Source organism: Halobacillus halophilus DSM 2266 (genome assembly GCF_000284515.1).
Lineage (GTDB): Bacteria > Bacillota > Bacilli > Bacillales > Halobacillaceae > Halobacillus > Halobacillus halophilus.
On record NC_017668.1, the window covers coordinates 3,747,523 to 3,773,051 of the forward strand.

Consider the following 25,529-nt stretch of genomic DNA (forward strand, 5'->3'; position numbering starts at 1 on the left):
TACTTAATTTAATTCACTGACCGTTACAAATGTATAGCCTTCCTGCTTTAATGACTTCACAATTAATTCTACAGCTTCCTCCATAGACGGTTGAAGATCATGAAGTAAAATAATAGAACCATCCTCCACTTGAGATAAAACATTCTCTGCTACTTGAGAAGGCTCAAGTTTTTGCCATCCTTTTACTTCTACAGTCCAAGGCACAGTGCCGATCTCTTTTTTGAAGGTAACAGGAGGATGATCTCCAAATGGCAGACGGATAATATCAGGCTTTTGTCCAGTCACCTGTTTGATAATCTGTTGAGTTGAATCAATTTGCTGCGTCACTTCTTTTTGCGGTAAGCGGGATAAACGAGGGTGATCCCAAGTATGATTTCCAATTTCGTGACCCTCTTTAGCTACTTGCTTGGCAACTTCAGGATAGTAGCTAATCCGTTTTCCTATCATAAAAAAAGTAGCACGAGCTTCGTACTCGCTTAATGTTTCAAGGATATTGGCGGTCACCTCAGGATGAGGACCATCGTCAAATGTGAGAGCAACCTCTTTGCCTCCCGAACGTCCATGTTTTGAACGATAATCTTCAGCAGAGAAAGTTGAGTCTTCTTCTTTATATACTGACTCTTCCTTTTTGATGTTTCCAGTCAATTCTAATGCATTTGCATATTCAGGACGCAACAATTCATTTACAGCTTTCTCCCCAAGAACAATCTTTTGAGGAAAATCTGCTACACTATTGATATAAACAGCAATTCCTTCCCCGGTCAAAGCAATATGAAGATTGTTATTAAAAATCGTTTTTAACGCGCTTTCCATATTTTCCGAATAGTCCCCATCTTTCTTCAGGACACCAGCCGTAAATTCCACCAGTCGATCAATATAAGGAAGATCTTCCTTAAACAAGTCTTTCAATTCGATGCGTTTTCCGTTCTTTTTATCGAAATTTATAGTGGTTTTTTTAATGACCGGCTCCCCTGGTACTACATCCATTGTTTCTTCAAACTGCACTACGAAAAAACGATGATCCTGGTGCAGTACTTCATAATCGATGTGCAATTCATGGGAAGATTTAACTTCATTTTCCTGTAAGGACTTATAGCTCTCTTTTTTAAAAGCTGCCTTTTTCTGGTTTACATAGTCTATTATGGTTTGATTAATTTGATTATTCGGCGTGTCAGGGTAATGGACTGTGATATGATATTCTTCAAATTCTACAATTTCCGTTTGTATATTTACGTCATAGATGGGCTCTGCCTGACTGGTTTTGGAATCCTCATTAGCATTCGCAATGAAGGAACAGCCTGCCATTAACAGTAAGCTAAAAAGAGCCATGTATATAATAATAGGTTTCATTAGTCGTACCTCTTTGTTAGTTTTTTGGCACCACCTATTGTAACACAAATGTAATGTTGTATTAATGTATTTGTTATTTTCAGATTAATCCGTCAGCTATAGGCTTGTACGAACATCCCATAATTCGGGAAAGAATCTGTGGTCCAGCACTTTTTTCAAATACCCGACTCCTGAGGAGCCCCCTGTACCAGTTTTATGGCCAATGATTCTCTCCACGGTTTTCATATGGCGGAAACGCCATTGCTGTAGGCGGTCTTCAATATCAACCAGTTTCTCAGCTAACTGGTATAAATCCCAATACTGATCTACATCTTTATATACTCTCATCCACGCTTTTTCTACAGTAGGGTCTTTTTCGTATAACTTCGTATAGTCGCGATGGAGAACATCTGAACTAATATCCAGACCCGCTTCTGCTAATTTTTGTATAGCGGCATCATAAATTCCTGGAGATTCGTAAGCTCGAGTAAGTTCTTCATGGAGCTCAGGCGATTTCTGATAAATTTTCAGTACATGAGGGGTTTTATAGCCTAAGGCAAATTCAACCATTCTGTATTGATAGGACTGAAACCCAGAAGCCTGTCCCAGCTTGTCCCGAAATTCTATATATTCAGCAGGAGTCAGAGTGGAAAGAACATCCCATGCATGAATAATCTGCACTTGAATATTAGAAACCCTGGCAAGCATCTTAAACGCAGAAGCCAATTCACCTTTCTGAATAGCATAGATCGATTCTGTTAGCTCATGAAGGATCAGCTTCATCCATAATTCACTTACCTGATGAATGATGATGAACAGCATTTCATCATGATGAGAGGACAAACGCTTTTGAGCAGACAGCAATTCGTCTAAATGCAGGTATTCTCCATAGGTCATGCGTTCTTTAAAATCCGTATGAACCTTTTCATTCTCTTTAGAGTCCTTATCACTCACAGTCCTTGCTCCTCTCCATTTATTCCAGGATTCCACGCTCTGGGATGTTCTTATAAGTCATCGGCAGAAACTCAGTATGGACCATACCTTCATACATTAACAGCGTTCCTAACATGCCGTATTCAACATGGACATGCACCCGGTAAGCTTCATGATCTTCATCATAATGTTCGTACACAGAGGTTGTCGGTCCTGGCACTTGAAACTTATTTTGATAAGAGGTTTGTACGGATTCCATGTACAATCCCCCTTCTGCCGTTACATGAAGATCAAGCTCCGTTTGAAGAAGGGCAGACTTCCCTAAATCATCAATAATTTTCTGCTTTTCTTCATCAAAGCGCATCGCTGCATCAAATCCCCGAATGGAATAAGGAAAGAAAAAACGCCGTATCCAACTCATAGTTTCTCTGCCTTGATCATCTCGATAGGCATAGTTTTCCAGAGTAAAAGGAACTTGCTTCCCTCTTTCAGCAAACACAAGGTGATCAAAGTTTCCTAAAAGGAAAAATGGCCGGAGGATAGGATGGGCTCCGCGAATTTCTGTCATTCTTCCCTGTCCGAGCATCATTAAATTATCCTCGCTTGTGATGCCGTATTTTTTCTGCATCGCAGGATGTAATTGATAAAACTGCTCTCCTAGAGCTTTTTGGTAAATGGATTTCATTGTTTATGACCTCCTTCAAACATTATGTATACCTTGGTGTGTTGTTAACATACTTTTCAACATTATTGAATACAATTTTATTTAGAGAAGCCCTCATGGCTGCGGTCAATTGTCGGGCTATATTAGCATTATAGCACAAGGAAGCGGATACACGATGGATGCAAATAAGACCTGCCAAGGCAGGTCTTTATCATGAATTCAGTGCACTAAAACAGCTTTTCTATAGTAATATCGGCCAAGAACGCTTTTTACATAACCTCTTCAGCAAAATCACTGACTGAATATCCTTTTCGCTGTTTCATAATCCAGCCTTGTTTTTGAAGCTGATTAAACAATTTCTGAATATGTTTCTCTGGCCACTCGGAAAGTAAGCCAAACCATCTGGTTTCATGCAAGTTAAGGGTCCTGAGTTTGTTTGTAGCCTTTCCGGCCAGCACATGAACAAGGATATGAGCGGGATAATCCGTACCATAGTAATAGATTAAGTCCAGAATTTGCTGGGTGTAAGCATAGGTTACCGGTCTTCCTTTAATTGTAATAATGACATCGTCTTCTCCATAACGAACCTCTTCCAATTTTCCTTTAAGCTCTTCCAGGACATGACTGGTCATGGGGTAAACGTTCTCAGGTACCAGCTGCAGCCATTCCGGAAGTTCTTTCAGCATCCGTACATCACCAAGTTCGACTCTTGAGAGCCAGCACAGTTCTGAAGAAGATGTGCGTTCTGGAATATTTGTTCGGCTCAGCTTATCATACATATATAAGAGTGGATAGGCGGAAAGATTAGCTTCCTCCGGTTGATAAAGTTCGATCTGATGCACCAGCTGCATACTTTCTTCAAGTTTTTTACGGGCAGCTCCCAATTGCTTTTTTAAGGCTCTTAATTGGAGAAGCTGTTCAAGCAGCGTTTCATTCTGCTTAGCTATTCTGTTGAATTGCTCCTCAATCGTAACCATGCGCTTCCGGGCACGTTCTTCATCAAATTCCTCTTCAAAATAAACCCGGTCCTCGTCTACTTGATAATAAAGACATAAATCACATGTTTCACAATAACAGCAGATGGTACGGTTAGCTGAATCGAATTGCAACTGCTTTTCGTGTGGACAGCTACTGTTTGAATTCTGAAGCCACTTTTCTGGCAGTGATCGGAAAGGACGCATCACAATCCCTACTCGGTGACGCCAATAAGCGATATCTTCAGGGTATTTGATTACAGATAGAAGCGCTGATTGGTTCATGACTTCAACAGCGTCCATGACTTCCCTCTTTTCATGGATAAGCTTAACGATCGGGTGGCTGTGAAAAGCTATTGTGATTTTTGTGAGCCAGTAATCGCGTGGATATTCGCTTATATCTGCCAAGAATCTGTAGTCTTCCAGCACCTCTGCAATATGATCATTCAACTTTTCAGAAGACAATTGGGTGAAATCCGTTTTATAAATATAGGAGTCTTTTAAAGGCAGTCCATGTTCTTCAGACAATGGGCTCCATAAGAAAAGCTCTGGGCGCAATAAATGTGGATATACAGTTTCGTCTTTTTGCAGTGATACAGGCAGAACCGCTTCACCTGAAATACTCAAATAACGACGAATCGGGGTAGCATCTATATTCATGTGCTCCATTTGATCGAGAATCGTATCATTCAGTCTTGATAATAACCCCCGTTCAAATTTATGACCGACCGATCGAATAAACTTGTTTTTCTTTCCAATCGGTGCAAGCACAATGAATGGATAACGTTCATCCTGATAAATAATCGTCTCTGGCAGTCCCATAATGATTCCCCTTTTGAATGAAGGATTTACTACTATTATAGAAAAAGTATTACAGAGTACCAACAATTATTAGTAAAATGGGCTCAAACTGTTAATATTTCCACGGGATACCCAATAAATAAGCCTGTCTCTATAACTCCAGGAATGGAACGAAGTCGATTTTCAAGATCATTATCCACCGTCTCCTCTAATGTCATATCCAAAATCAAATTTCCCGATTCAGTAATAACAGGGCCATCTTTCCCTTTAGCCATTCTCAATTTAAGTTTTGTCTTCATCATATCTTTAAGTTTTGTTTCTACCAGGTGAAGCGCTCTTGGATCCACCTCAATCGGCAAAGCAAATTTTTCACCCAGTCTAGAAACGAATTTACTTCCATCTACTAAAATGTACGTTTTTGGAGAGCTCGCCATCACTAGTTTTTCTGCAAACATAGCTCCGCCTCTCCCTTTAATTAACCTGTTCTCGGCATCAACCTCATCCGCTCCGTCAAAACCCCAATCTGGACGCCTGTTTATTAGATCAGTCGTCTTAATTCCTAATGTAGCACAGTTTAATGAAGCTTCATGAGATGTTGGGATTGCTAATATATCAAGTCCTTCCTTCTGCACTCTGGCAGCAATTGCTTTTAGGGCCAGATAAGAAGTGGAGCCGGAGCCTACTCCGATCACATCTCCATTCTTCACCATCTCACTCACTTGGCGAGCTGCTTTTTCTTTCTGTTCTTTATTTGAAATTTCTCCAGACCAGCTCTCTTGAACTGCTGATTGATTCTTCCATTTCACAGATATCACCTCTTCCACTTGGTATTCCCGAAAATATGGATAAACAAGCATTAGACTCTGGTCAAAGTGTAACAAATATGTAGCCTTCTAAAGCATAATTAAAGAGAATAATTACAAAATCATGTAATCTTTTACTTTAAATTTACATACGTTTTTAAAAAACTCCAGTTTTTTCAGTAACAAAGGATAATAAAATTGAAAAGAGTGTACGTGAAGCTGATTATTTTTCACCTTATTCTATTACTACTGTTTCTTTTATTTTGAATAAACCGCAGGCTACGATTTAGAGAACAAATTTAATTAACGAGGTCATGCTTAAAAGCATAGATCACCGCCTGGGTTCTGTCGTGAACTTCAAGCTTCCCGAGAATATTACTCACGTGAACCTTCACTGTTTTCAGGGCTATAAACAGCTGATCAGAAATTTCCTGATTCGTTTTCCCCTCAGTCATAAGCAGTAGAATTTCCATTTCTCGTGCCGTGAGCTGCTCATAGAGGTGATTGGATTGAGGAGTTCTCATCTTATTCATAATTTTCCCCGTCACTTCAGGCTCAAGAATCGACTGTCCTTTATAGGTAGCCCGGATTGCTTTAGCAATTTCCTCAGCCTTTGAGGTTTTCAGCATATAACTGACCGCTCCGGCTTCCAGTGCCGGGTAAACTTTTTCATCATCTAAGAAACTGGTAACAATAATGATTTTAGCCTCGGGCCATTGCTCAACAATAAGCCTGGTCGCTTCTATTCCATCCATTTCTTTCATCACCAGATCCATGAGGATAATGTCGGGACGATGTTGCAGGGCTAATTCGACTGCCTCGCTTCCATCACTCGCTTCCGCGATCACCTCAATATCTGCCTGTGCTGTTAAATAGGCTGACACTCCAATTCTGACCATTTCATGATCATCCGCAAACAAAACCGTTATCATTGCGTCTCCCCTCCGTCTTTACGATAAGGAATTTTAACCTCAAGCCTTGTGCCTTCCTCTTTTAAACTGACGATCTTTAAAGTTCCACCCACCTCGAAAGCACGCTCCTGCATCGTTTGTAGTCCATAGGAACTTGTTTTTTTATCTTCTACTACAAAACCTATCCCATCATCTACGACTCTCAAAATGATATTCCCATCCCGTTCGATCAACATGACGGTTAAAGTATTTGCTTTCGCATGCCTAAGCGTATTTGATACAGATTCCTGAAGAATCCGAAATAACTGATCCTCTATGCCTTTGTCTACTTCAAGTGACTCTACGGTCCACTCAATATCCATAGGAACTTTTTGAGTCAGCTCATACAGAAGTTCTTCTGCCCCTTCTGATAATGTTTTATTGTTCAATGCTGCCGGCCTCAAATGGAGCAGCAGAGCTCTCATTTCCAGCTGAGATTGATGAATCATTTTTTCTACCATTTGCATCTGTTTTCGCACAGTCCCATCCTCAGGTGGATTTACATCGTTTATGGCAGACATCATCATGGAAGCGGCAAACAATTGCTGGCTTACAGAATCATGCAGTTCTCTAGCCAAACGATTCCGCTCCTGAACCACCACCTCCTGAAGACTTTTTTCTCTCTCTTCAGCCCGTTCTGTCGATAACCTTTGAGCTAGCTTAGCTTGTTTTGCAAATTTATCTTCGATTTGTGCGATTTTATTTTCAATTTCCTTCATTTCATATATATCTGATTCTTCATTGGTGACAGGATTTCCTCTTACAAGCTCATCTAATTGATGATCAACAGCATGGAAACGCCTTCGCCACGTCCATCCCTGTACAATACCAACCAACAAACCTGAAATGGTGGATATGGTAATGATCAACAAACCATAAGGTAAATCCATGACTCGGCGGTTCCATAGATCAGCCCAGGTGTCCAATGGGAAAGCAACGAAGGTAAACCCTGATAAAACAATCGCGAATAGGAAAAATGTAAGGAAGCTGCTTAGAATTTGACGCTGCCATATCGTCATATGCGCTTCACCTCAAGATCTCCGGAAAATATGGACGTAATGATTTTCACCCTCGGTTTTGCCACCGCGTAATCAGAGGTGCGAAAGGATACATACTGGTTCAGAACCTTCGTTTTTTTATATTGAAAAATAGCTGCACGACCAATGACAGCGCTGTGCTGGATACTTACTTCTACTTCATAAGGCACATAAATAAAAATGTTACCTGCCAGGTGACGTATCGATATCACAGCTTCATCATGAGGCAGTACAGTTTGACTTAAATCTATAATGCGGTCCCCAAACCCTCCATGAATATTTACGTCCTGCCATTTATACGATTGATGTGGAGTGGATTGATCTGCAAAGAATTTCTGCGCCAATAATGGCTCATTGTAAGGAATTTCCTCATTGGTATCTATAATTTCCAGCTGCAGTTGTTCAGGTTCTTTTTTGGATTTGTAATAGTTATGAATAAACAATAGGAGGGCTGCTAAGATAAGGAATCTGACCGCAATCATACTCAACACGGTTAACACTAAGCTTACGACACCAATCCAAAAGAAGATTTTTCTCCAGAAAACATGATACTTTTTCCAGCCTATATAGATGAGAAGACTGGAAAATAAAACAGAAAATACGAGTCCCCCATTGAAAAAAACTACTTCAATAACAAGGAGGATCACCCCTATGATTAATAAAGTATTGATTGCATCCGTTGATAAACGTTTAAACATAAAGGTCATCCTCCTTTTCTCCCCCGAGATTATGAAAAAGACGCAGTGATCTGCGCCTTTTATCATATCACGATTCTTATTTGGCCGTAACTTCCTCTGTATCCTTCATATCTTTTTCAATCTGCGAGATTTTACTATCAAACGTATTGCGGTAATGAGAACTATTTACTTTGTACTCCAGGTCTTCCATATAGCGTTCCATTTCTGAGAATTTAGAGTATGGCTTGTCCGCCGTATCTTCCATAACCTGATTCATCCGGTGGTGAGCTCTTGCAATATTTTCACGGCCCATAAGCTCCATTCGTTTCAAGTGCATGTCCTTTAATTTATGTTTCATCTGTTCATATTTTCGTTCAAGCGACTCGAGTTGCTCGATGGCCTCCTGGCGTGCGGATTCTAACCGTTGTGCTCGATTTTCATACTCTTCCTGCTCTTTCTTTGCAAACTCATACATCTCTGTTTCCTGAGCTTTCCCAGCAATTTCAGCCTGGCCCCTGCGTTTTTCTGCCATCTCTTGAGCTTTTTGATATTCCCTTGCAAACTCGTCTTTCAAACGATATTGACGTTCTACAAGCTTACGTACTTTTTCAGTCTCTTTCTCACTTTCGCGCAAATAGTGGTTAAGCATCGAAATTGGATTCTTTTGTTCTTTTTGATCAAGTACCTCATGCAAATCTGCCGTTATGGAATCTTTCATGCGAGTAAATAAATTTCCCATTTTATAACCTCTCCTTATAGTTTACTTTTTTAATTCGGCCCATTGCCTTTCAAAATTTGTGAATGGATCATTAGATGTAAAGACCTCTGTCTCACTGTCTCCCTTGTTATTCCAATGTTTGTAAACTAAGTAAAGGACATAGGCGGCTGCTAGTCCAATCACGGCGTACACATTGGAGACGGCTACACTTGTAATAATCAACCCGAGAACGACCCATCCAATTTTCCCTGCTGTCGTCTCACTTTTCATAAACTTCTTAAACACCACATATAGAAGCCAGACACTAATACCAAGTAGAATCATCGGCCCCAAGTTGGCCAGCAGAATCCCAAGAGCAACCAGCGCTGCTACGAACAACAAAAACTTTTTCATTTATTTTCCCTCCTTGTTGTTTTGTTATTTCTATCATATCCAGAATTAAGCACTGTCGTAATGAGCCTGAGATATATTCTGTTCTAAGACCAGAGGCTTATATTAAATAAAAAAAGATCAGACTTCGTATGTCTGATCTTTAGCATTATGTTGCCTGCTGTTCTAATTTTATTGAATAACCTGCAAATCTCTCGAAGTTTTGGTTAATGTTTCGTATCCATCTTTTGTAACGAGTACATCATCTTCAAGTCGAACCCCGCCAAGCTCCGGATCATAAATACCGGGTTCGATGGTATAGGTCATTCCTTCCCGTAACACTCCATCATTCAGGTGACTCATAGAAGGAAACTCATGTACATTAATTCCTAATCCATGACCAATTCGATGAGGAAATAACTTTCCATAGCCTGCCTTCGTAATAATATCTCTTGCGGTCTGGTCAAGATCACCAATTCGCGTGCCTGGCTTGCTAATTGAAAGGGAAGCTTCCAATGCTTCTTGTACCTTTTTATATATTTTTTCCTGTTCCTCGGAAACGGATTGATAAGCAAACGTTCTTGTAATATCAGATGTATAGCCTTTCCAAACAACTCCGAGGTCGAAAAGCACAAAGTCCCCTGCTTTTAACTTGCGGTCGCCAGGGTTTCCATGAGGTTGTCCAGACTTCTCCCCAAACAATACCATAGTTGAAAAAGACATCTCAGCGACCCCTTTTTTCTTCAACTCATATTCAATAGCTGCGAGAACTTCCATTTCGGTAATACCTTCCTGTAAAGTCTCAACCCCAACCTTTACTCCATAATCCGCCAATTCAGCGGCTTCACGCATAATAGCGATTTCTTCAGCATCTTTCACCACGCGCATTTCATTTAATTGAGGCTCAATGTCCATAACTTCCAGCTCATTAAATAATCCAAAAAAAGACTCACTCCGGCCGTAAGATAACACCTGTTTCTCAATTCCTGCCGTTTGTATATGGCCAATCCCTTTTTTCTTCATGGACCGATTAATTAAATCCCATGGATCTTCGTGGTCCGCATATCCAATTACTTCATATGTCCATCCCGCTTCACGTATTTGCCCCTCTTCCATGCCCGGGAGCACCGCGATCGGTTCAGCATCAGGAAATACCACAAGTCCTAGAAGTCTTTCATGAGGATCGGTTTGAAACCCTGTTAAGTAAAAAAAGTTTTCTGTAGAGTTAATAAAAGCAGCATCTATTTGTTTATTCCTTAAATAATTTGCAAACTTGTCTAATCTACCTTCCATACATCCCACTCCTCTTTCTATTTCATTTAACATGCCTATGATATATCAATCATGTTCATAATCCAAATCGTGTCTCATTGTTTGAAGGTTTTGCGACATTAGACTGATTATTATTTTAATTTGGCAAGGGTTTCGATATAATAGCGAAAGATTGATAGATTTATCATTGGAGGTCATTATATTGGATCGAACACGCTTTTTCGTCCGTGTATCAGCAATCTATGCTCTAATTGGAGCTTTCATGGGGTCCCATATGGCTGGAGGCGGTGGCTTGGAGCTAAGTGCCATTCACGCCCACATTCTGGTGGTCGGCTGGTTATCCCTTTTCGCTTTTGCTATATATTATAAAGTCTTTTCTATCCCGAAGGATTCCAAGCTCTCGCTTATTCATGTATGGAGTTCATTTGTCGGTGTGCTGGGTCTTACTCTTGGCATGTTTCTCTATTACACCCAGCCGATTGAAGGCATGCGCACGTTTAACACCGTATTCTTTATTGTTGGAGGTACCATTCTCCTGATTGCTTTTGCAGTCTTTGCTATTATGGCGTTTGTTCATGGAAAAGCAATATCTGAAGATTGAACGATCCCCCGCTTACTTTTTAACAAAGACCGAAACAAAACATAAGGGGTTGCGAGCCAGTTCTCCCAACAGTTAAAGCAGGCACCAGGCCTGCTTTTTTCTATGGAGAATATCTCACCAGCTGGTCATCTTCAGAATCAGGACTCCCTCTTCCATCCGTATTATTGGTAATAAAATAAAGTCTATCCTCCACGACTTCCACATCTCTTATCCTGCCGTATTGTTCGGTAAGTGCTTCAGGATCCCCTTCTGAAGGAGACAATTTCATAACCGCTTCCCCCCGTAAAGAGGCAATAATTAGTTCATCTCGATAAAATACAACTCCTGATGGCGCCCAAGTATTTCTTCCTGTTTCAAAGAGTGGAGTAACCATCCCATCCCTCTCTTCGTCTCCAACAATCTCCGGCCACCCATAGTTTTGTCCAGGCTGGATCAGATTAACTTCATCATGATTATCAGGACCATGCTCTGTAGCATAGAGCTCCCCTTCTTCATTCCAAGTTAATCCTTGCGGGTTCCGATGGCCATAGCTATAGACATATGAGGAGTCAAAGGGGTTATCCTCGGCTGCAGCCCCATCAGTGCTCAACCTTAAAATTTTTCCTGCCAGACTTTCCGGGTCTTGAGCCAGAGATTCATTCAGAGAATCACCTGTAGTCACATAAATCTGATCGTCAGGGCCAATTTCTATCCTGCCGCCATTATGGAATTGTGCTCCTGGAATATCCTCCAGCAGGACAGAGGTCTCTTCCCACTGCTCGGAGTTCCTTTCAATTTCAATGATCCTGTTCATAATTGAGCCTTCCTCTTCATACGTATGGTAGGCCACAGCACGGTGATGGTCCTTGAAACCAGGGAGTAATTTAAAGCCAAGCAGGCCGCCTTCCCCCTGTTGTATTATTTCTTTTTGGGTTTGAACAGGAGTTCGTACAGGCTCTTCTCCCTCTGTCCATGAAGTGATCGTTCCTTCTCTCTCTGAAATATAAAATCTCTCCTGATCGTATTCAATGTCCCACGGAGACTTCAAATCAGTGACCACCGTCTGGAAAGACTCATCTTTAGAAGCAGGAGATCCATCATCTTGCTGTACTTGATTCGATGAGCATGCAGCAAGCCAAAACAAAATAATAACTATTCCTGCATTCTTCATATAAGACCACCACTCTTTTCTATAAGATTACTACTAATGTAGCAGAGCGAATCGATTACACACAAAAAAAGCTGCTCCCAGAACAGGGAGCAGCTTTAAGTCAGGCTGCCTGACGAAGCTGCGTACGATGAAGCACCGTTCTTTCTAAACGATGAGCAAATAGAGCAGCTAGTATGCATATGGCAACATCTTTGATTAAGAAAGGACCCATACTCGTCCACGCAAGTGTATAACTAATCGGATCGCCCGGAGCCCAAAAGTTTAACGCAGCATAAAACCAAGTAACTCCGATGATGTAGTTAACGGCTACTCCTATAAATGCTGCAGTTATATACATCGAAATTTTTCTTGAAGACTCTACTAATTTACCAGCAATAAAAGCTAAAACAATATAGGAAAGTATAAATCCAAATGACGTTTTAAATAAGACGGCGGGCCCCCCTGAAAATCCAGCAAATATCGGAGCTCCAATCAATCCTAGCACCATATATACAAGCATGGAGAAAAAACCTAGACGGCTGCCGAGAATCAGTCCTGATAAAACAGCAAAAAAAGTTTGAAGAGTTAAAGGCACTCCTAAAATCATTAAAAATGGCACGAATGAAGTAATATTAGCCCCAATTGCCATAAGAGCGACAAATAAAGCTCCTATTGTTATTTCATAAGCTGACCAGCGTGAACGTTTCATCTGAAATCCTCCCGTATCTTATCGTTATCTTAAAGATAATGGAAGAACACACGTAATGTCAACATTATATTTTTTAGGTTAACATTGCGAATTGAAAGTTACTCTACTCTACACTTTCCAATTATACATTATGGTTAATTCCATTTTCAGAGGACTTATTATCTATAATTCCAGTAAGATATCAATACTATTTAACTATTAATTGGTGACTTTTTCCTTTTCGTATAGTAAAGTATAGTCAAAAAGATTGGAGTGATTTTATGTTATCTCCGAAAAGAACGATGGGGCAATACAGTACCCCGCAAGAAACCGTTACCTATATGACTAAGAACCTTTTAAAGTATTTACCTTCCGATGTTCAGGAGTCAAAGATTCTTGATCCCTGTACTGGTGACGGCATATTCATAAAGTCCCTTCTTCAATCTGGGGTTTCTGCTGATCATTTATTCGCTTTTGATATCGATCCCCTTACCCCGCCACCTGATGAAAAGATACATTTTATTCAGACAGACTTTCTAAAAGAATCTAACGCAGAAAAATTTGATGCCATTATTGGTAACCCGCCTTATAAATCCAAAAGACAAAGCTCCTATCTTTTAGAAAACAAAAAGTATTTATCAGAGGAATTTCAAGAAGTAGGCATACATAATTTATATACTTTGTTCATCTATAAAGGAATTCAAAAGTTAAAGGATGGAGGAATTCTGACTATGATTGTTCAAGATTCCTTTCTCTCCAATGTCTATTATAAGAATTTCCGAAAATATGTGCTGGACCACACAGAAATTAAGGAAATTATCCTTGCACCACGCCGCCTATTCCACAAAGGAAAGGCAGATGTAAGAACGTGTATTCTTACTCTAAAAAAGAGACCCTCCTTACTCATTGATAGGAACCATACTCATACTATGAGATTAATCGACAGATTAGCAGATCAGGAATACACGAACCCTCCCAATAAAAGCGTACAATACATGAACCAAATCCACTTTGAAAATAATCCAAATTACAACTATTCGATTAACGTACCGATTGAGATTCTTAGTTTATTTCATACTCCCTATGTACCTTTAGGTGATGTTGTGAAAATCGTTACAGGCATTTCTACCGGAAACGATAAATATTTCCTTCGTGAGCAAAGTGAAGTCATTAATTATGAAGATTGGCTGCCTTTTTACAAAAATGGAGGTTCAAAAGATGCCTGGTACTATGAACCCAAATATTACATTCATAAGAATTGGCCCCAATACAAAAATGTCCATTCTAACTTCATGGTTCGAAACCCCTCCTATTATTATAAAGAAGGAATCACGTGTTCTTCTATGGGAGTGGAGTTTTCAGCCGCCTATCTCCCGCCGGGAAGTTTATTTGGCGTGAACGCAAACTTGTTTCCCAAAAACCAGGAAGACCTTTTTTATTTCCTTGGTTTACTCAACAGTCTGCTTGTGAAATACATGTTGCGGAAGTTTTTAAACCGGACAAATATGATTACGGCGGGTTATCTAAAAAAACTTCCTTACGTCGAGCCTTCTGAATCGCTTAAAGAAGTGGTAGTCGAGAGCACTATCTCCCTTATTGAAGGAAAGAAAAAAGACCCTTCTTTCAATACTCAAAAACTGCAGCGTAAAGTTGATCAGGCCATTTTTGAAAGTTATGGCATACCGGAAGCTACTCAATCGCATGTGAAACGATTTTGCAAAGATTTACTAGAAAATATTTAGGGGATCAGCACTAGTGCTGATCCCCTGCCATTTAATTGTACTTATTGTCGAAAACATCTAAACATAATTCTCCAAAACTATTTCCCAGGAAATCATATTATTTCTTTATTCGATAATTTCCCCAATCTTCTGGAAACAAGCTTTGGTATTTAGGTGAAAGGAAGCGGTCATCAATCAGTTGAATCGATCCATAGTCTGTTTCTGAACGTATCAATCTACCACCGGCTTGAAGTACTTTATTCATACCTGGATAAACGTAAGCATAATCATAGCCATTTCTTCCGCGATTAGAAAAATACTCTTTAATTAATTCTTTTTCAAAGCTCCTTGGAGCCAGGCCAATTCCTACTACAGCCACACCATTTAAGCGATCTCCTCTTAGATCGACGCCTTCCGAAAAGACACCTCCAAGAACCGCAAATCCTGCCAAATTACCTCCAGAGACAAACTGAGCAAGAAACTCATCTCTTCTAATCTCGTCCATCCCTTGTTCCTGTACGATTGTAGTAATGTCTTCGTAGTTTCGGAAATGATTGTACACCAGTTCCAAATAGTGATAAGAAGGAAAGAAAAACAAGTGATTCCCCGGATTTTCAGTGACTTGCTGGTAAAGAGAGTGAGCAAGATTTTCTGCCGTTTCTTCCCTGTTTTTATAACGAGTAGAGAGCGGTGTCACCATCACATCGATCTGGGAAGAATCGTACGGTGATGGAAGCTTCAAGATATAATCGTCCTTTTTTCCGCCAAGCATGTCTTTATAGTAGCCAAATGGGGATAAGGTTGCCGAGAAAAACACACTTGACCGAAATGACTTGGCTGTTTTCTCAAGGACATGGGAAGGGTCCATACAGAAAAGCTTCAGAGTGAACTCCCTGCCGCTTTTGGAGGCTGTAAATCGATAATGGTCATCTGCAAGAGGAATAATTTTCAAGAAATTTTGTACAGAAAAATATAGTTCCAGTAATTCTTCGCTCTGGTCATACTCTGTGGATTCTTGAAGTTCAACCTCTGCTGTTTCAATAAACCTTTCTAGACTCTCTTCCAATTCGCCTGGTATCTCTTCTAAAACAAAATCTTTCTCTCCCTGTTCACTAAGGTTCTTCAAATCTTTATAAATCGCACTTGCAGCTTTATTTAAGGGGTGCTCTGCTCCATGCCAAATATCCGCTATTACAGCAAAATCATTCATTCGAATAGAAGCGGAAAACATCTCCCTGGCACGTTCTACCAGATTATGAGCTTCATCAATCAACAGAGCGGTTCTTTTCTTATATTCGGGCAGGAGCCTCTTCAAAGAAACACGGGGGTCAAAAATATAATTATAATCCCCTATGACAACGTCAGCCACATTTGTTAAATCTAAAGAAAACTCAAATGGACATACTTTATGCTTTCTTGCATACGCTTCAATAACCGAGCGAGTTAAACGTGTTTCGTTCCATAAGATATCGGTAAGAGCTCCATTGATCTTATCGTAATATCCATCGGCAAATTCACAATAATCGGGCTGACAAATCGTTTCTTCCTTGAAACAGATTTTGTCTTTTGCGGTCAGTGTGACTGATCGCAATGACAGCCCTTTATCTTCCATGAGACCTAAAGCTTCTTCAGCAGTAGCTCTTGTAACTGTTTTAGCTGTTAAATAATAAATACGATCTACTTGATCAACAGCCATTGCTTTTATAGCAGGAAAGAGCGTTGATATGGTTTTCCCTATGCCAGTTGGCGCTTGAGCAAATAAATTACGCTTTTCTTCAATCGTTCGATAGACACTTCCTGCAAGTTTTCTCTGTCCTTTACGATACTCTGAAAACGGAAAAGATAGATCTGGTACCGATTTTTGTTTTTGCTCTCGAATATGTAGAAGGACTCTGGCATAGGAGGAATACTCCTTCATCGTATACTTCAGAAAAAGCTCGAGATCCTGGAATGAGAATTTTTGTCTTAACCGTTTCTTTTCTTTTGACTTCTTCTGCACATAGGTCAATTGAACTTGAATTTCTTCAAGACCTTCTTGTTCAGCATACATGTAAGCATAACCTTTAGCCTGAGCCCAATATACTGGGTGAGTCGTTTCCGTGATCTCATCCAGCTCTCTTGCTGTGGACTTGATTTCATCAATTACAGGTCCATCCTTCGTCTCCAATATACCATCACACCGGCCTTGAATCTTGATATCCATTCCGTCTTCCTGATATAAATATTCTAAAAAGGTTTCTTTCTTATCATTTTCTTTATACGTGCTCTGCACTTCCTGATGAATAGCTGTACCTTCTGTTAATGCCGTACTTGAACGAAACCGGTTGTCAATGCTTCCGCCCCTGTAAACGTAGGCCACCAATTCACGTACTGAAATTGTGACTTGTTCCGCCATCTTCCGCACCCTTTCATTAGATCCCTTTGCTTACCCTCAAATTAACGTAAGCACTTACGTATGTCTATTGTAAATCTTTTCGTGATATAATTGTGGGAAAAACTTTTCAATTTCCCATTAGATGGATACAACATATAATAGGAGATAGGAACACAAAAAATCGGGGTGATCTTAATTGAAAATTTGGAGATGGGTAGCATCCGTTTTGCTAACCTTTACGATCGCCTTTTTCATCATAGCAGCATTTATATATACGCCAGATAATCAAGAGAGCGAGCAGTCCCCTCCCCCGCAAACCGAACCAGAGGGGATAGAAAAGGAACATCAATCAAATGATGAAAAAGAAAGTGATATAAATGAATCGGATAGCGAAAACGGGGTGGATGAAGCTGAAGAAACTCTAAGCGGTGAACTTCGTGAGGTATTTACCAGTGTCATTGAAAGTGCCCGCGGACTCTTCGTCCGGCAGAACCTTGATATTGTAGCCATAGGTGATTCACTGACTCAAGGGGTTGGTGATTCTACTGATAATGACGGTTATGTGGGCATAATAGAAGACACAATTAATAGTAACCAGCCACTAGAAACACTTGACATAGCTAATTATGGGGTCCGCGGCAACCGTACTGATCAGCTTTTAGAACGGATGGAAACGGAAGAAATCTCCCAATCATTGCGTGAGGCGGATGTAGTGATCATTACAATCGGAGCCAACGATGTTATGAAAGTGGTGAAAAATAATTTTTCCAGTTTGAATTACGAGCAATTCCAAGAAGCTCAAAAAGGTTATAAGGAACGCTTAAACGAGATATTTCAAAGAGTGGAAAACCTTAACCCGGATGTTCCCATTTATTTGGTGGGTCTCTATAATCCTTTTGAATATTATTTTAATAATATTCCGGAACTGGGACAGATTATGAGTGACTGGAACCGTGTAAGTAAAGAAGTGATTTCAAACTATGAACAAGCCGAATTCATCCCTATTAAAGATATCTTTCTGGGAGCTGAAGAGGAGCTTCTGTGGAAAGAAGACTACTTCCATCCAAATGAAAAAGGTTATAAAAGAATTGCAGAGCGCGTGTTAGAATATATAAGACCGGATATCGAACAATAAACAGGTGGAATGTTCATATGAAACGATTTTTCCTAAATAATAGGTGGCGCACTTCTTTTTGGCTATTAGCACTTTTAAATATTATAGTCTTATTAGTGGTGCTCTCCCTTGTTTTTTTACCGAGCACCTATACGCTCGTCAACGTAGATAAAGAAAAGCAAAGTTCAGATGCAGAATTTACAATCGTATCGACCAAGGAAAACATGGAACAGCTGGCTAATGAATATTTAAAAGAATTATCAACACAGACCGTATTTGATTATTCCATTACCCTGGATAGAAATGTAACGCTCACAGGTAACATTAAAGCATTTGAGCAGGTCATCCCCATTAAAGTGGAATTAAATCCGATCGTCCAGGAAAACGGAGACCTTGTTCTTGAGCAGGAGCGTATATCACTGGGGCAGCTTCCCTTGCCGAATAAAAAAGTCTTAGGTTTCGTGAAGGATAACTATAAACTTCCCGAATGGGTAATGGTAAATCCTAATGAAGAAAATATTTATGTAGCTGTCACTCAAATGGACACAGCCAGTAACTTTAATATCCGGGTTGATCGCTTTAACTTAAACTCAAATCAGTTAGCCTTTAAAATATCCGTCCCGCAGGATTCGTTCCAGTTTGCTCAGAAGATGGTACAGAAAAACTTTTAATAACCGCTCGCATATCACTAGAGGGGTTATTTCTACTTTTCTCGGGAGTCCTCGAGAGATGAAGGTTATAGAAGAACATGATAAAATGAAGTACAAACCCTTGTATAAAAAGGAAGTGACCGTATGCGTGTGGTAAATAATATTGCTGATTTGATTGGAGATACTCCTCTTGTTAAATTAAATCGGTTAGCTCCAAAAGACGGAGCAGACATTTATATGAAACTTGAAAAGTACAACCCGAGCGGAAGCGTTAAAGATCGTGCTGCCTACAATATGATGGCTCAGGCTGAACAGGACGGACTGCTAAAAGAAGGTTCTACACTTGTCGAGCCTACTAGCGGAAACACGGGAATAGGTATTGCCATGAATGCTGCTGCTAAAGGTTACCGTGCTATTCTTGTCATGCCTGATACGATGACTCAGGAACGGATCAACCTTCTGAAAGCTTATGGAGCAGAGATCGTTTTAACTCCAGGTGATGAAAAAATGCCTGGGGCTATTAAAAAAGCGAAGGAACTTGTAGAAGAAATCGATAATAGTTTTATGCCCATGCAATTTGAAAATATGGCTAATCCGGATGCCCACCGTCACACAACAGCTTCTGAAATTATTGAGGCAATGGATGAGTTAGGAAAACCGCTAAGTGCGTTCGTTTCAACTGCCGGCACGGGAGGAACGATTACAGGTACAGGCGAAGAACTTAAGAAGCGATTTGAAGATATGACGATACATGTTGCCGAGCCATCCGGCTCTCCTGTTCTTTCCGGTGGAAAGCCGGGAAAACACAAGCTGGTTGGCACTAGCCCAGGCTTCATTCCAAGCATTTTAAACCAGGAAATCTATGATGAAATCTTCCAAGTAACAGATGAAGATGCGTACGATATTACGAGAAGGTTAGCACGAGAAGAAGGTCTTCTATTAGGTACATCCTGCGGTGCTGCCTGTTGGGCCGCCATGCAGGTAGCCTCAAAAAAACAGCCCGGAGAAATCGTGGTCTGCATTGCTCCTGACACTGGGGAGAGGTACCTGTCCGGCGACTTATTCCGATACTAATGAAAAAGAGTTCGTCCTTGGTAGAGGTCGAACTCTTTTTTAAAGTCTATATAAATCTCTAAATCTTAGATGCCAGCCTAAATGATAGGACAAAACACGGCAGGTAATCACTAAGAAGAATAAAAAGTATGTTTGAGAAGCGCTTTGTACATCTATTATACCCACACCGATAAGCAAACCTGCCATTAAAGCCCAAACAGCATAGATTTCCTGGTGAAGAACCATCGGCCTCCGCTGAGCGAGAACATCTCTTGTAACTCCCCCTCCCACCCCAGTCAATATAGCAGCAAAGATAACTCCTCCCAGAGGGAAGTTATGTGCGGTAGCAAATGAGGCTCCTTGTAAAGCAAATGCGGATAAACCAATCGCGTCCGGATAAATGTTCCATCGATCCCAGGAAAGTACCCATGTCTTAGGAAAGAAATAGACCACAGCAATGGTTCCAAACGCCACATAAAGTAGATAACCCTGCTCCCACACATGAACTACAGGAACGTCCAATGCTATATTGCGGATTATTCCACCTGCGAAAGGCGTAGCAATACCTAATATGAATGTACCAAATATATCATAGCGCTCATTGAGTGCCACAATGGCTCCACTGAAAGCAAAAGCACTGACCGCCAAAATATTTAATATTTCCCAACTCATGAAAGACCCCCTCTCTCATCCACCAGTTTCTAATCTTTAAATAAACAACCTGAATGATTATAACAGAAACATCTGTAAAAATAATAATAATATTCAAAAAAACTAAAACATAACCAAAATCATCCATTTTATAGATTTCCGTTGCTACTTATGCATCAAATCAAGTAAACTTGTTGCAAACTGCCACAAGGAATATTAAAAGATAATGCGAATTATTTTATATTAGAATAGAAAGTAGGATGTGGAAAAAATGAGAAGATGGCTGACTCAGCTCCGAAAGGAACAACAATTGACTCAACAGCAAATTGCTGAAGGTGCTCATATTGATCGCGCCTATTATGCTCAAATTGAGAATGGGACTAGAAACCCCAGTATGGCCGTGGCATCTCAAATAGCTTCATTCCTCCATATTAACCCTTCTTTATTTTTTACAGAGCACCTGAGCGAACCTTTTCAGACTGCTTTAGCTAATTCCCCTATCACACTAGCTCATTGTGACCTTTCACTTCGATACACCTGGATGTTTAATCCCCACCCTGACTTTAAGATGAGTCATATACTTGGAAAGCGTGACGATGAACTTGATTATAATGAAGGCACCCTTGCTTTAATGGACCTAAAAAAAAGAGTGATCGAAACAAAGAAAACTCAACGAGAACGAATTTATTTCCCTTTGTCAGATGGGCTACTTTATTATGATGTATTTGCGCAGCCCCTCTATAACCAGAAAGGCGAAATCATAGGAGCAGCTACAGCTTCAACTGAGCTCCCATCCTAACGAAAGGGGCCATATTATATGATCGTTAAAAAATTGTCACACCGTCTGCTTATACATTCACTTCATACAGCGGTGGAGATGAAATTAGATCATTCTTTTATTCACCTGCTTGAAGATGAGCTTCAGAAGAGGAAACAAGAAAAAACATATTCTGCCCATAAGGCAGAGTGAACGTCTGTACTTAGGGAAGCCTATCAGGGTGAATGTTTACTCCAGAAGAGGGAATAACATAAGAAAAAAGAGGTGAATCTCCGCGTGTCAACTTCACCATGGATTATACGGCAGTCGTGGGAAGACCTTATTTTTATGCATTGGCCTGTCCCGGAAACGGATTTGCGTCCCTTTGTACCCAGTGAATTAGAATTGGATTTGTATAATGGTATGGCCTGGATTGCAATCGTTCCCTTTCATATGAAAGATATCCAGTTTAGAGGCCTTCCTCGCATCCCTTTCGGTAATCAATTATTAGAACTAAATGTGAGAACTTACGTCACATTTAAAGGAGAACCAGGTGTTTATTTTATATCCCTTGACGCTAACCACAGTCTTGGGGTTTTTTTAGCGCGTACATTATTTGGCTTACGCTACTTAAACGCTCAAATAAGGTTAGATAAGCAGGGAAATGACCTTCACTTTTCAAGTCGGCGAACACATTACGGAATGTCTCCCTCTCACTTTCATGCTCGCTTTAAAATATCCAATTCCATCCACACCTATAACCCAGGATCTCTGATGAACTGGTTAACGGAGCGATATATGTTATGGACTGTGCGCGGATCTTCTATTTATAAAGGTCCTATTGAGCACAAACACTGGGAACTTCAACCTGCAGAAAGTAATGTAGTTATTAATGAAATTGTGGATTTCCTGCCTAACTTAATCTTTCTGCAACAGCCAATCACTTGCTATTCAAGATCTTTAGAAGTTTACCTTTACCCTTTTCTTAAGGTATAAACCTGTAAATTGACATGAGGAACAAATAACGATAACATTTATCTTGAATTCGAGATTGTAGTTCGTAATGTCCCACTATTAGAGGAGGCCGCTTCAATGAACATTAAAGGAATCCACCACGTTTCAGCAATCACAGCGAACGCAAGTGCAAATTATGACTTTTATACAAAGGTACTGGGGATGCGCCTAGTCAAAAAAACCGTCAATCAGGATGACCCTTCCATGTACCACTTGTTCTACGCGGATGGAGCTGGATCACCGGGTACGGATTTAACCTTTTTTGAAATTAAACGTGCAGGTCATACGTATCCTGGTTCTCAGAGCATTTCTACCACCTCTCTTCGAGTGCCAACTGATGAATCATTAAACTATTGGCAAGAGAGACTCGATCAATATGAGGTCGACCGCGGTTCTATCGAAGAACAAGCAGGCAGAAAAGAGCTCACCTTCCGAGATCATGAAGGCCAGCGTTTAAAGCTGGTTTCAGATGAATTCAACCAAGGGGTCCCTGGAGGAATTCCCTGGTCCAAAGGCCCTGTCCCTATACAGCACGGAATACTCGGTCTTGGTCCCGTACATCTGACCGTTACCGATGCGGACCTTACTAAAGCAGTATTGATGGACACTTTGGGCTTTCGTAAACTGGAGCACCCAGTGCCAGATTGGCAGGCTTTTGAAACTGGAGAAGGTGGGAACGGTGCTCGTGTTTACGTAGAGGAGCAACCTGAATGGAAACGTGAAAAACCTGGACGTGGCAGTGTTCACCATGTGGCTTTTAGAGTAGAAGATGAGCAAGAGTTGGAGAAATGGAAAGCAAAAATCCAGGATGCGGGCTTCCCTAATTCAGGTATCGTAGATCGTCACTATTTTAAATCCCTTTATTTTAGAGATCCAAATCATATATTATTTGAGCTGGCTACAGATGGTCCAGGTTTTGACACGGATGAAGATAAAGAACATTTAGGAGAAAATCTGGCTCTGCCACCTTTCCTTGAGGAAAAGCGCAGGGAAATAGAAGACCGCTTAACACCTCTCCACACTTCTAATCCTAAATAAACGTAAAAGACGGCCATCCTTTTAGGATCGCCGTCTTTTTTACTTATTATTTTTCTAAGCGGTTTTTAACCCAGTTAATTAGACCGCCCATTTGCATGATTTCGATTTGACGTTCAGATAGCGCATGTTCTAATTTTAAGGTCTTGTCCTTGCCTTTCACTTCTACTTCTACCTGGTTGGATTGTTTAATACCATCTCTCAATCCTTTAAATAACAGGACATCGCCTTGTTCCAAATCATCTAAGTCCTCTTCATTCACAAATGTTAATGGGAGAACGCCAAAGTTGGCCAGGTTTTGCCAGTGGATGCGGGCAAAGTCTTTCACAATGGCTACTTTAAGACCTAAATATTTTGGTGCAAGCGCGGCATGTTCACGGCTCGAACCCTGACCATAGTTCATGCCAGCAACTACTGCATGACCACCTTGATCCCGGATTTCCATGGCACGGTCATGATAAGTTTCATCTACGATTTCGAACGTGAACTTACTGATCTCAGGCAGATTACTGCGGTATGGTAATACTCTGGCACCGCCTGCTAAAATTTCATCTGTAGAAATGTCATTGCCCATTTTCAGTAAGATTGGAAGCTCCATGTCATTCGGAAGCTCATCCATCTCAGGTATAGACGCAATGTTTGGTCCTTTTACAAGTTCTACTTCTTTCGCTTCTTCATAAGGCAGTGGCTTATCTAGTAGCCGCGTGTCAATAGTAGGCTCTTCCAGCTCTTTAATAGTTGGATAATCAAAGTCTGACTTTCTAGGGTCCGTAATTTTTCCTGTCAACGCTGACACGGCCGCTACTTCCGGACTGCATAAGAATACACTATCTTCTTTTGTACCTGAGCGGCCCGGGAAGTTCCTTGGTGTCGTACGTAAGCTGTTACGTCCTGTTGCGGGTGCCTGTCCCATTCCAATACAACCATTACAGCCCGCCTGGTGCAAGCGGCCTCCAGATTGCAGGAAGTTAGCTATATGCCCTTCTTGAGAAAGGTCAACCAGCATTTGTCTTGAAGTTGGGTTCAAGTCAAAAGATACACCGTCTGCAATTCGACGTCCCTCTACTATCTTGGAAGCAACGGCGAAATCACGGTAGCCTGGATTAGCTGATGAACCAATGTAGGACTGATAAATAGATTCGCCTTCTACTTCTTCAATAGGTACTACGTTTCCTGGGCTGGACGGTTTAGCAATCATTGGCCCAAGTTCAGATAAGTTCAGTTCATCATGAACATCATAAGAAGCTCCATCATCCGCTTTCAACTCGATCCAGTCATCCTCACGACCTTGCAGTTTCATGAATCGCTTCGTCTCTTCATCGGATGGGAAGACTGTGCCCGTAGCTCCAAGTTCCGCACCCATGTTTGCAATCACGTGACGATCCATGGCAGTTAGATTTTTGAGACCTGGACCGTAGTATTCAAATACATGGTTAGTAGCGCCTTTCACACCATGCCTTCTCAGCATTTCAAGAATAGCATCTTTAGCACTTACCCAATCAGGGAATTCTCCTGTTACTTTAACGCCCCACACTTTAGGCATTTTCACATAGAAAGGTTCTCCTGCAATAGCCATCGCAACATCGATTCCGCCTGCTCCCATGGCAAGCATGCCCATACATCCATTTGCACAAGTGTGACTGTCAGAACCAAGTAATGTTTTACCTGGGGTAGCCAGGCGCTGCATGTGTACCGGGTGGCTCACTCCGTTACCAGGACGGCTGAAGTGAAGACCGAATCGTTTAGCTGCACTTTCTAAGAATAAGTGGTCATCAGGGTTCTTACTGTCTTCCTGAATTAAGTTATGGTCTACGTATTGAGCAGAAGCCTCTGTCTGGGCACGTTCAATCCCCATAGCTTCCAGTTCAAGCATGACCATTGTACCTGTAGCATCTTGTGTTAAAGTCTGATCGATTTTCAATCCAATTTCAGTTCCCGGGGTCATCTCCCCTTTGACTAAATGATCTTTAATCAGCTTTTGTGTGACATTATAACTCACACTTAATTCCTCCTTCTCACCAAATTAATAGGTAGTTTCTTGAGGTATCTAAGTAATCCTATACTTTTTATACCCTAAATCCTGGTCCTTTACTCGTAGAATTGGTCGTCTACTGGTTAAAAATAGAATATTCTCTACTATTCATAATCATATGACTGGGTTTTTTAATCGAGTTCGAGGGAAATGTCCCTGGTTAATTTTAGTAAAAGCTTGCTG

Annotated in this window: 25 protein-coding genes; 9 read left to right on the top strand and 16 right to left on the bottom strand. The window is 40.8% G+C overall.

The window, feature by feature from the left end; all coding sequences use genetic code 11:
- Positions 1-3 precede the first annotated feature (3 nt).
- The 11 genes from HBHAL_RS18405 to HBHAL_RS18455 form a co-directional block, all read right to left on the bottom strand.
- The gene (locus HBHAL_RS18405) at positions 4-1,350 is read right to left on the bottom strand and encodes a polysaccharide deacetylase family protein (protein ID WP_014645025.1); all 1,347 of its coding nucleotides are present in this window, start codon (positions 1,348-1,350) and stop codon (positions 4-6) included.
- A gap of 96 nt (positions 1,351-1,446) precedes the next feature.
- Complete coding sequence (gene kynA / locus HBHAL_RS18410; protein ID WP_014645026.1) at positions 1,447-2,283, bottom strand: tryptophan 2,3-dioxygenase; 837 nt, start codon at positions 2,281-2,283, stop codon at positions 1,447-1,449.
- 19 nt (positions 2,284-2,302) lie between these two features.
- Positions 2,303-2,947, bottom strand: a complete 645-nt coding sequence (locus HBHAL_RS18415; RefSeq protein WP_014645027.1) for a DUF4166 domain-containing protein — start codon at positions 2,945-2,947, stop codon at positions 2,303-2,305.
- A gap of 248 nt (positions 2,948-3,195) precedes the next feature.
- A complete protein-coding gene (locus HBHAL_RS18420) occupies positions 3,196-4,722 on the bottom strand; it encodes an RQC-minor-2 family DNA-binding protein (protein ID WP_014645028.1) in 1,527 nt (508 codons plus the stop codon).
- Between the two features lie 83 nt (positions 4,723-4,805).
- Positions 4,806-5,507 (bottom strand): ribose 5-phosphate isomerase A, encoded by a 702-nt coding sequence (rpiA, locus tag HBHAL_RS18425; RefSeq protein ID WP_014645029.1) that lies wholly within the window; start codon positions 5,505-5,507, stop codon positions 4,806-4,808.
- A 296-nt stretch (positions 5,508-5,803) separates the two neighbouring features.
- Complete coding sequence (locus HBHAL_RS18430) at positions 5,804-6,436, bottom strand: response regulator transcription factor (protein WP_014645031.1); 633 nt, start codon at positions 6,434-6,436, stop codon at positions 5,804-5,806.
- Positions 6,433-7,473 carry a sensor histidine kinase gene (locus HBHAL_RS18435; RefSeq protein WP_014645032.1) on the bottom strand — a complete coding sequence of 347 codons (1,041 nt, stop codon included), beginning with the start codon at positions 7,471-7,473 and terminating at the stop codon, positions 6,433-6,435. The genes HBHAL_RS18430 and HBHAL_RS18435 overlap by 4 nt, the downstream gene beginning before the upstream one ends.
- Positions 7,470-8,189: a cell wall-active antibiotics response protein LiaF gene (gene liaF / locus HBHAL_RS18440; RefSeq protein ID WP_041601455.1), complete on the bottom strand. Its 720-nt coding sequence runs from the start codon at positions 8,187-8,189 to the stop codon at positions 7,470-7,472. The genes HBHAL_RS18435 and liaF overlap by 4 nt, the downstream gene beginning before the upstream one ends.
- A 76-nt stretch (positions 8,190-8,265) precedes the next feature.
- Positions 8,266-8,907 (bottom strand): PspA/IM30 family protein, encoded by a 642-nt coding sequence (locus HBHAL_RS18445; protein WP_014645034.1) that lies wholly within the window; start codon positions 8,905-8,907, stop codon positions 8,266-8,268.
- A gap of 21 nt (positions 8,908-8,928) precedes the next feature.
- Complete coding sequence (locus tag HBHAL_RS18450; protein WP_014645035.1) at positions 8,929-9,279, bottom strand: lmo0954 family membrane protein; 351 nt, start codon at positions 9,277-9,279, stop codon at positions 8,929-8,931.
- A 168-nt stretch (positions 9,280-9,447) separates the two neighbouring features.
- A complete protein-coding gene (locus HBHAL_RS18455) occupies positions 9,448-10,548 on the bottom strand; it encodes a M24 family metallopeptidase (RefSeq protein WP_014645036.1) in 1,101 nt (366 codons plus the stop codon).
- Between the two features lie 181 nt (positions 10,549-10,729).
- Here HBHAL_RS18455 and HBHAL_RS18460 point away from each other — a divergent pair, with 181 nt between their 5' ends.
- Positions 10,730-11,128, top strand: a complete 399-nt coding sequence (locus tag HBHAL_RS18460; RefSeq protein WP_041601456.1) for a hypothetical protein — start codon at positions 10,730-10,732, stop codon at positions 11,126-11,128.
- 100 nt (positions 11,129-11,228) lie between these two features.
- Here the strand turns inward: HBHAL_RS18460 and HBHAL_RS18465 are convergent, their stop codons facing one another.
- Entirely contained in the window at positions 11,229-12,278 is a 1,050-nt protein-coding gene (locus HBHAL_RS18465) for a PQQ-dependent sugar dehydrogenase (RefSeq protein WP_014645038.1), read from the bottom strand.
- A gap of 100 nt (positions 12,279-12,378) precedes the next feature.
- Entirely contained in the window at positions 12,379-12,966 is a 588-nt protein-coding gene (locus tag HBHAL_RS18470; RefSeq protein ID WP_014645039.1) for a biotin transporter BioY, read from the bottom strand.
- A 260-nt stretch (positions 12,967-13,226) separates the two neighbouring features.
- Here HBHAL_RS18470 and HBHAL_RS18475 point away from each other — a divergent pair, with 260 nt between their 5' ends.
- Positions 13,227-14,687: an Eco57I restriction-modification methylase domain-containing protein gene (locus HBHAL_RS18475; protein ID WP_014645040.1), complete on the top strand. Its 1,461-nt coding sequence runs from the start codon at positions 13,227-13,229 to the stop codon at positions 14,685-14,687.
- 97 nt (positions 14,688-14,784) lie between these two features.
- Here the strand turns inward: HBHAL_RS18475 and HBHAL_RS18480 are convergent, their stop codons facing one another.
- Positions 14,785-17,061, bottom strand: coding sequence for an ATP-dependent DNA helicase (locus HBHAL_RS18480; RefSeq protein ID WP_014645041.1), 2,277 nt, complete (start codon positions 17,059-17,061; stop codon positions 14,785-14,787).
- Between the two features lie 175 nt (positions 17,062-17,236).
- Here HBHAL_RS18480 and HBHAL_RS18485 point away from each other — a divergent pair, with 175 nt between their 5' ends.
- The 3 genes from HBHAL_RS18485 to cysK all read left to right on the top strand — a co-directional run bounded on the left by HBHAL_RS18485 (position 17,237) and on the right by cysK (position 19,878).
- Positions 17,237-18,175: an SGNH/GDSL hydrolase family protein gene (locus tag HBHAL_RS18485; RefSeq protein WP_014645042.1), complete on the top strand. Its 939-nt coding sequence runs from the start codon at positions 17,237-17,239 to the stop codon at positions 18,173-18,175.
- A gap of 17 nt (positions 18,176-18,192) precedes the next feature.
- A complete protein-coding gene (locus tag HBHAL_RS18490; protein ID WP_014645043.1) occupies positions 18,193-18,825 on the top strand; it encodes a YpmS family protein in 633 nt (210 codons plus the stop codon).
- A gap of 123 nt (positions 18,826-18,948) precedes the next feature.
- Positions 18,949-19,878, top strand: coding sequence for a cysteine synthase A (gene cysK / locus HBHAL_RS18495; protein ID WP_014645044.1), 930 nt, complete (start codon positions 18,949-18,951; stop codon positions 19,876-19,878).
- Between the two features lie 39 nt (positions 19,879-19,917).
- Here the strand turns inward: cysK and HBHAL_RS18500 are convergent, their stop codons facing one another.
- Positions 19,918-20,529: a trimeric intracellular cation channel family protein gene (locus tag HBHAL_RS18500; RefSeq protein WP_014645045.1), complete on the bottom strand. Its 612-nt coding sequence runs from the start codon at positions 20,527-20,529 to the stop codon at positions 19,918-19,920.
- 250 nt (positions 20,530-20,779) lie between these two features.
- Between HBHAL_RS18500 and HBHAL_RS18505 the strand changes: the two genes are divergently transcribed.
- From HBHAL_RS18505 to HBHAL_RS18515, 4 genes are all read left to right on the top strand, one after another.
- Positions 20,780-21,307 (top strand): helix-turn-helix domain-containing protein, encoded by a 528-nt coding sequence (locus HBHAL_RS18505; protein ID WP_014645046.1) that lies wholly within the window; start codon positions 20,780-20,782, stop codon positions 21,305-21,307.
- Positions 21,308-21,325: 18 nt separating this feature from the next.
- A complete protein-coding gene (sda, locus tag HBHAL_RS21000; RefSeq protein ID WP_014645047.1) occupies positions 21,326-21,478 on the top strand; it encodes a sporulation histidine kinase inhibitor Sda in 153 nt (50 codons plus the stop codon).
- Between the two features lie 84 nt (positions 21,479-21,562).
- Positions 21,563-22,261 (top strand): YqjF family protein, encoded by a 699-nt coding sequence (locus HBHAL_RS18510; protein WP_014645048.1) that lies wholly within the window; start codon positions 21,563-21,565, stop codon positions 22,259-22,261.
- 96 nt (positions 22,262-22,357) lie between these two features.
- Positions 22,358-23,317, top strand: a complete 960-nt coding sequence (locus HBHAL_RS18515) for a ring-cleaving dioxygenase (RefSeq protein ID WP_014645049.1) — start codon at positions 22,358-22,360, stop codon at positions 23,315-23,317.
- Positions 23,318-23,363: 46 nt separating this feature from the next.
- Here the strand turns inward: HBHAL_RS18515 and HBHAL_RS18520 are convergent, their stop codons facing one another.
- Positions 23,364-25,313 carry an aconitate hydratase gene (locus HBHAL_RS18520; RefSeq protein WP_014645050.1) on the bottom strand — a complete coding sequence of 650 codons (1,950 nt, stop codon included), beginning with the start codon at positions 25,311-25,313 and terminating at the stop codon, positions 23,364-23,366.
- Positions 25,314-25,529 lie beyond the last annotated feature (216 nt).

Coding starts and splice junctions, on each gene's coding strand:
- sda (WP_014645047.1), top strand. CDS start 21,326: ATGATCGTTAAAAAATTGTCACACCGTCTGCTTATACATTCACTTCAT.
- HBHAL_RS18500 (WP_014645045.1), bottom strand. CDS start 20,529: ATGAGTTGGGAAATATTAAATATTTTGGCGGTCAGTGCTTTTGCTTTC.
- HBHAL_RS18445 (WP_014645034.1), bottom strand. CDS start 8,907: ATGGGAAATTTATTTACTCGCATGAAAGATTCCATAACGGCAGATTTG.
- HBHAL_RS18450 (WP_014645035.1), bottom strand. CDS start 9,279: ATGAAAAAGTTTTTGTTGTTCGTAGCAGCGCTGGTTGCTCTTGGGATT.
- HBHAL_RS18470 (WP_014645039.1), bottom strand. CDS start 12,966: ATGAAACGTTCACGCTGGTCAGCTTATGAAATAACAATAGGAGCTTTA.
- HBHAL_RS18505 (WP_014645046.1), top strand. CDS start 20,780: ATGAGAAGATGGCTGACTCAGCTCCGAAAGGAACAACAATTGACTCAA.
- cysK (WP_014645044.1), top strand. CDS start 18,949: ATGCGTGTGGTAAATAATATTGCTGATTTGATTGGAGATACTCCTCTT.
- HBHAL_RS18420 (WP_014645028.1), bottom strand. CDS start 4,722: ATGGGACTGCCAGAGACGATTATTTATCAGGATGAACGTTATCCATTC.
- HBHAL_RS18430 (WP_014645031.1), bottom strand. CDS start 6,436: ATGATAACGGTTTTGTTTGCGGATGATCATGAAATGGTCAGAATTGGA.
- HBHAL_RS18490 (WP_014645043.1), top strand. CDS start 18,193: ATGAAACGATTTTTCCTAAATAATAGGTGGCGCACTTCTTTTTGGCTA.
- HBHAL_RS18415 (WP_014645027.1), bottom strand. CDS start 2,947: ATGAAATCCATTTACCAAAAAGCTCTAGGAGAGCAGTTTTATCAATTA.
- HBHAL_RS18465 (WP_014645038.1), bottom strand. CDS start 12,278: ATGAAGAATGCAGGAATAGTTATTATTTTGTTTTGGCTTGCTGCATGC.
- HBHAL_RS18515 (WP_014645049.1), top strand. CDS start 22,358: ATGAACATTAAAGGAATCCACCACGTTTCAGCAATCACAGCGAACGCA.
- HBHAL_RS18435 (WP_014645032.1), bottom strand. CDS start 7,473: ATGACGATATGGCAGCGTCAAATTCTAAGCAGCTTCCTTACATTTTTC.
- HBHAL_RS18480 (WP_014645041.1), bottom strand. CDS start 17,061: ATGGCGGAACAAGTCACAATTTCAGTACGTGAATTGGTGGCCTACGTT.
- HBHAL_RS18475 (WP_014645040.1), top strand. CDS start 13,227: ATGTTATCTCCGAAAAGAACGATGGGGCAATACAGTACCCCGCAAGAA.
- liaF (WP_041601455.1), bottom strand. CDS start 8,189: ATGTTTAAACGTTTATCAACGGATGCAATCAATACTTTATTAATCATA.
- HBHAL_RS18405 (WP_014645025.1), bottom strand. CDS start 1,350: ATGAAACCTATTATTATATACATGGCTCTTTTTAGCTTACTGTTAATG.
- HBHAL_RS18455 (WP_014645036.1), bottom strand. CDS start 10,548: ATGGAAGGTAGATTAGACAAGTTTGCAAATTATTTAAGGAATAAACAA.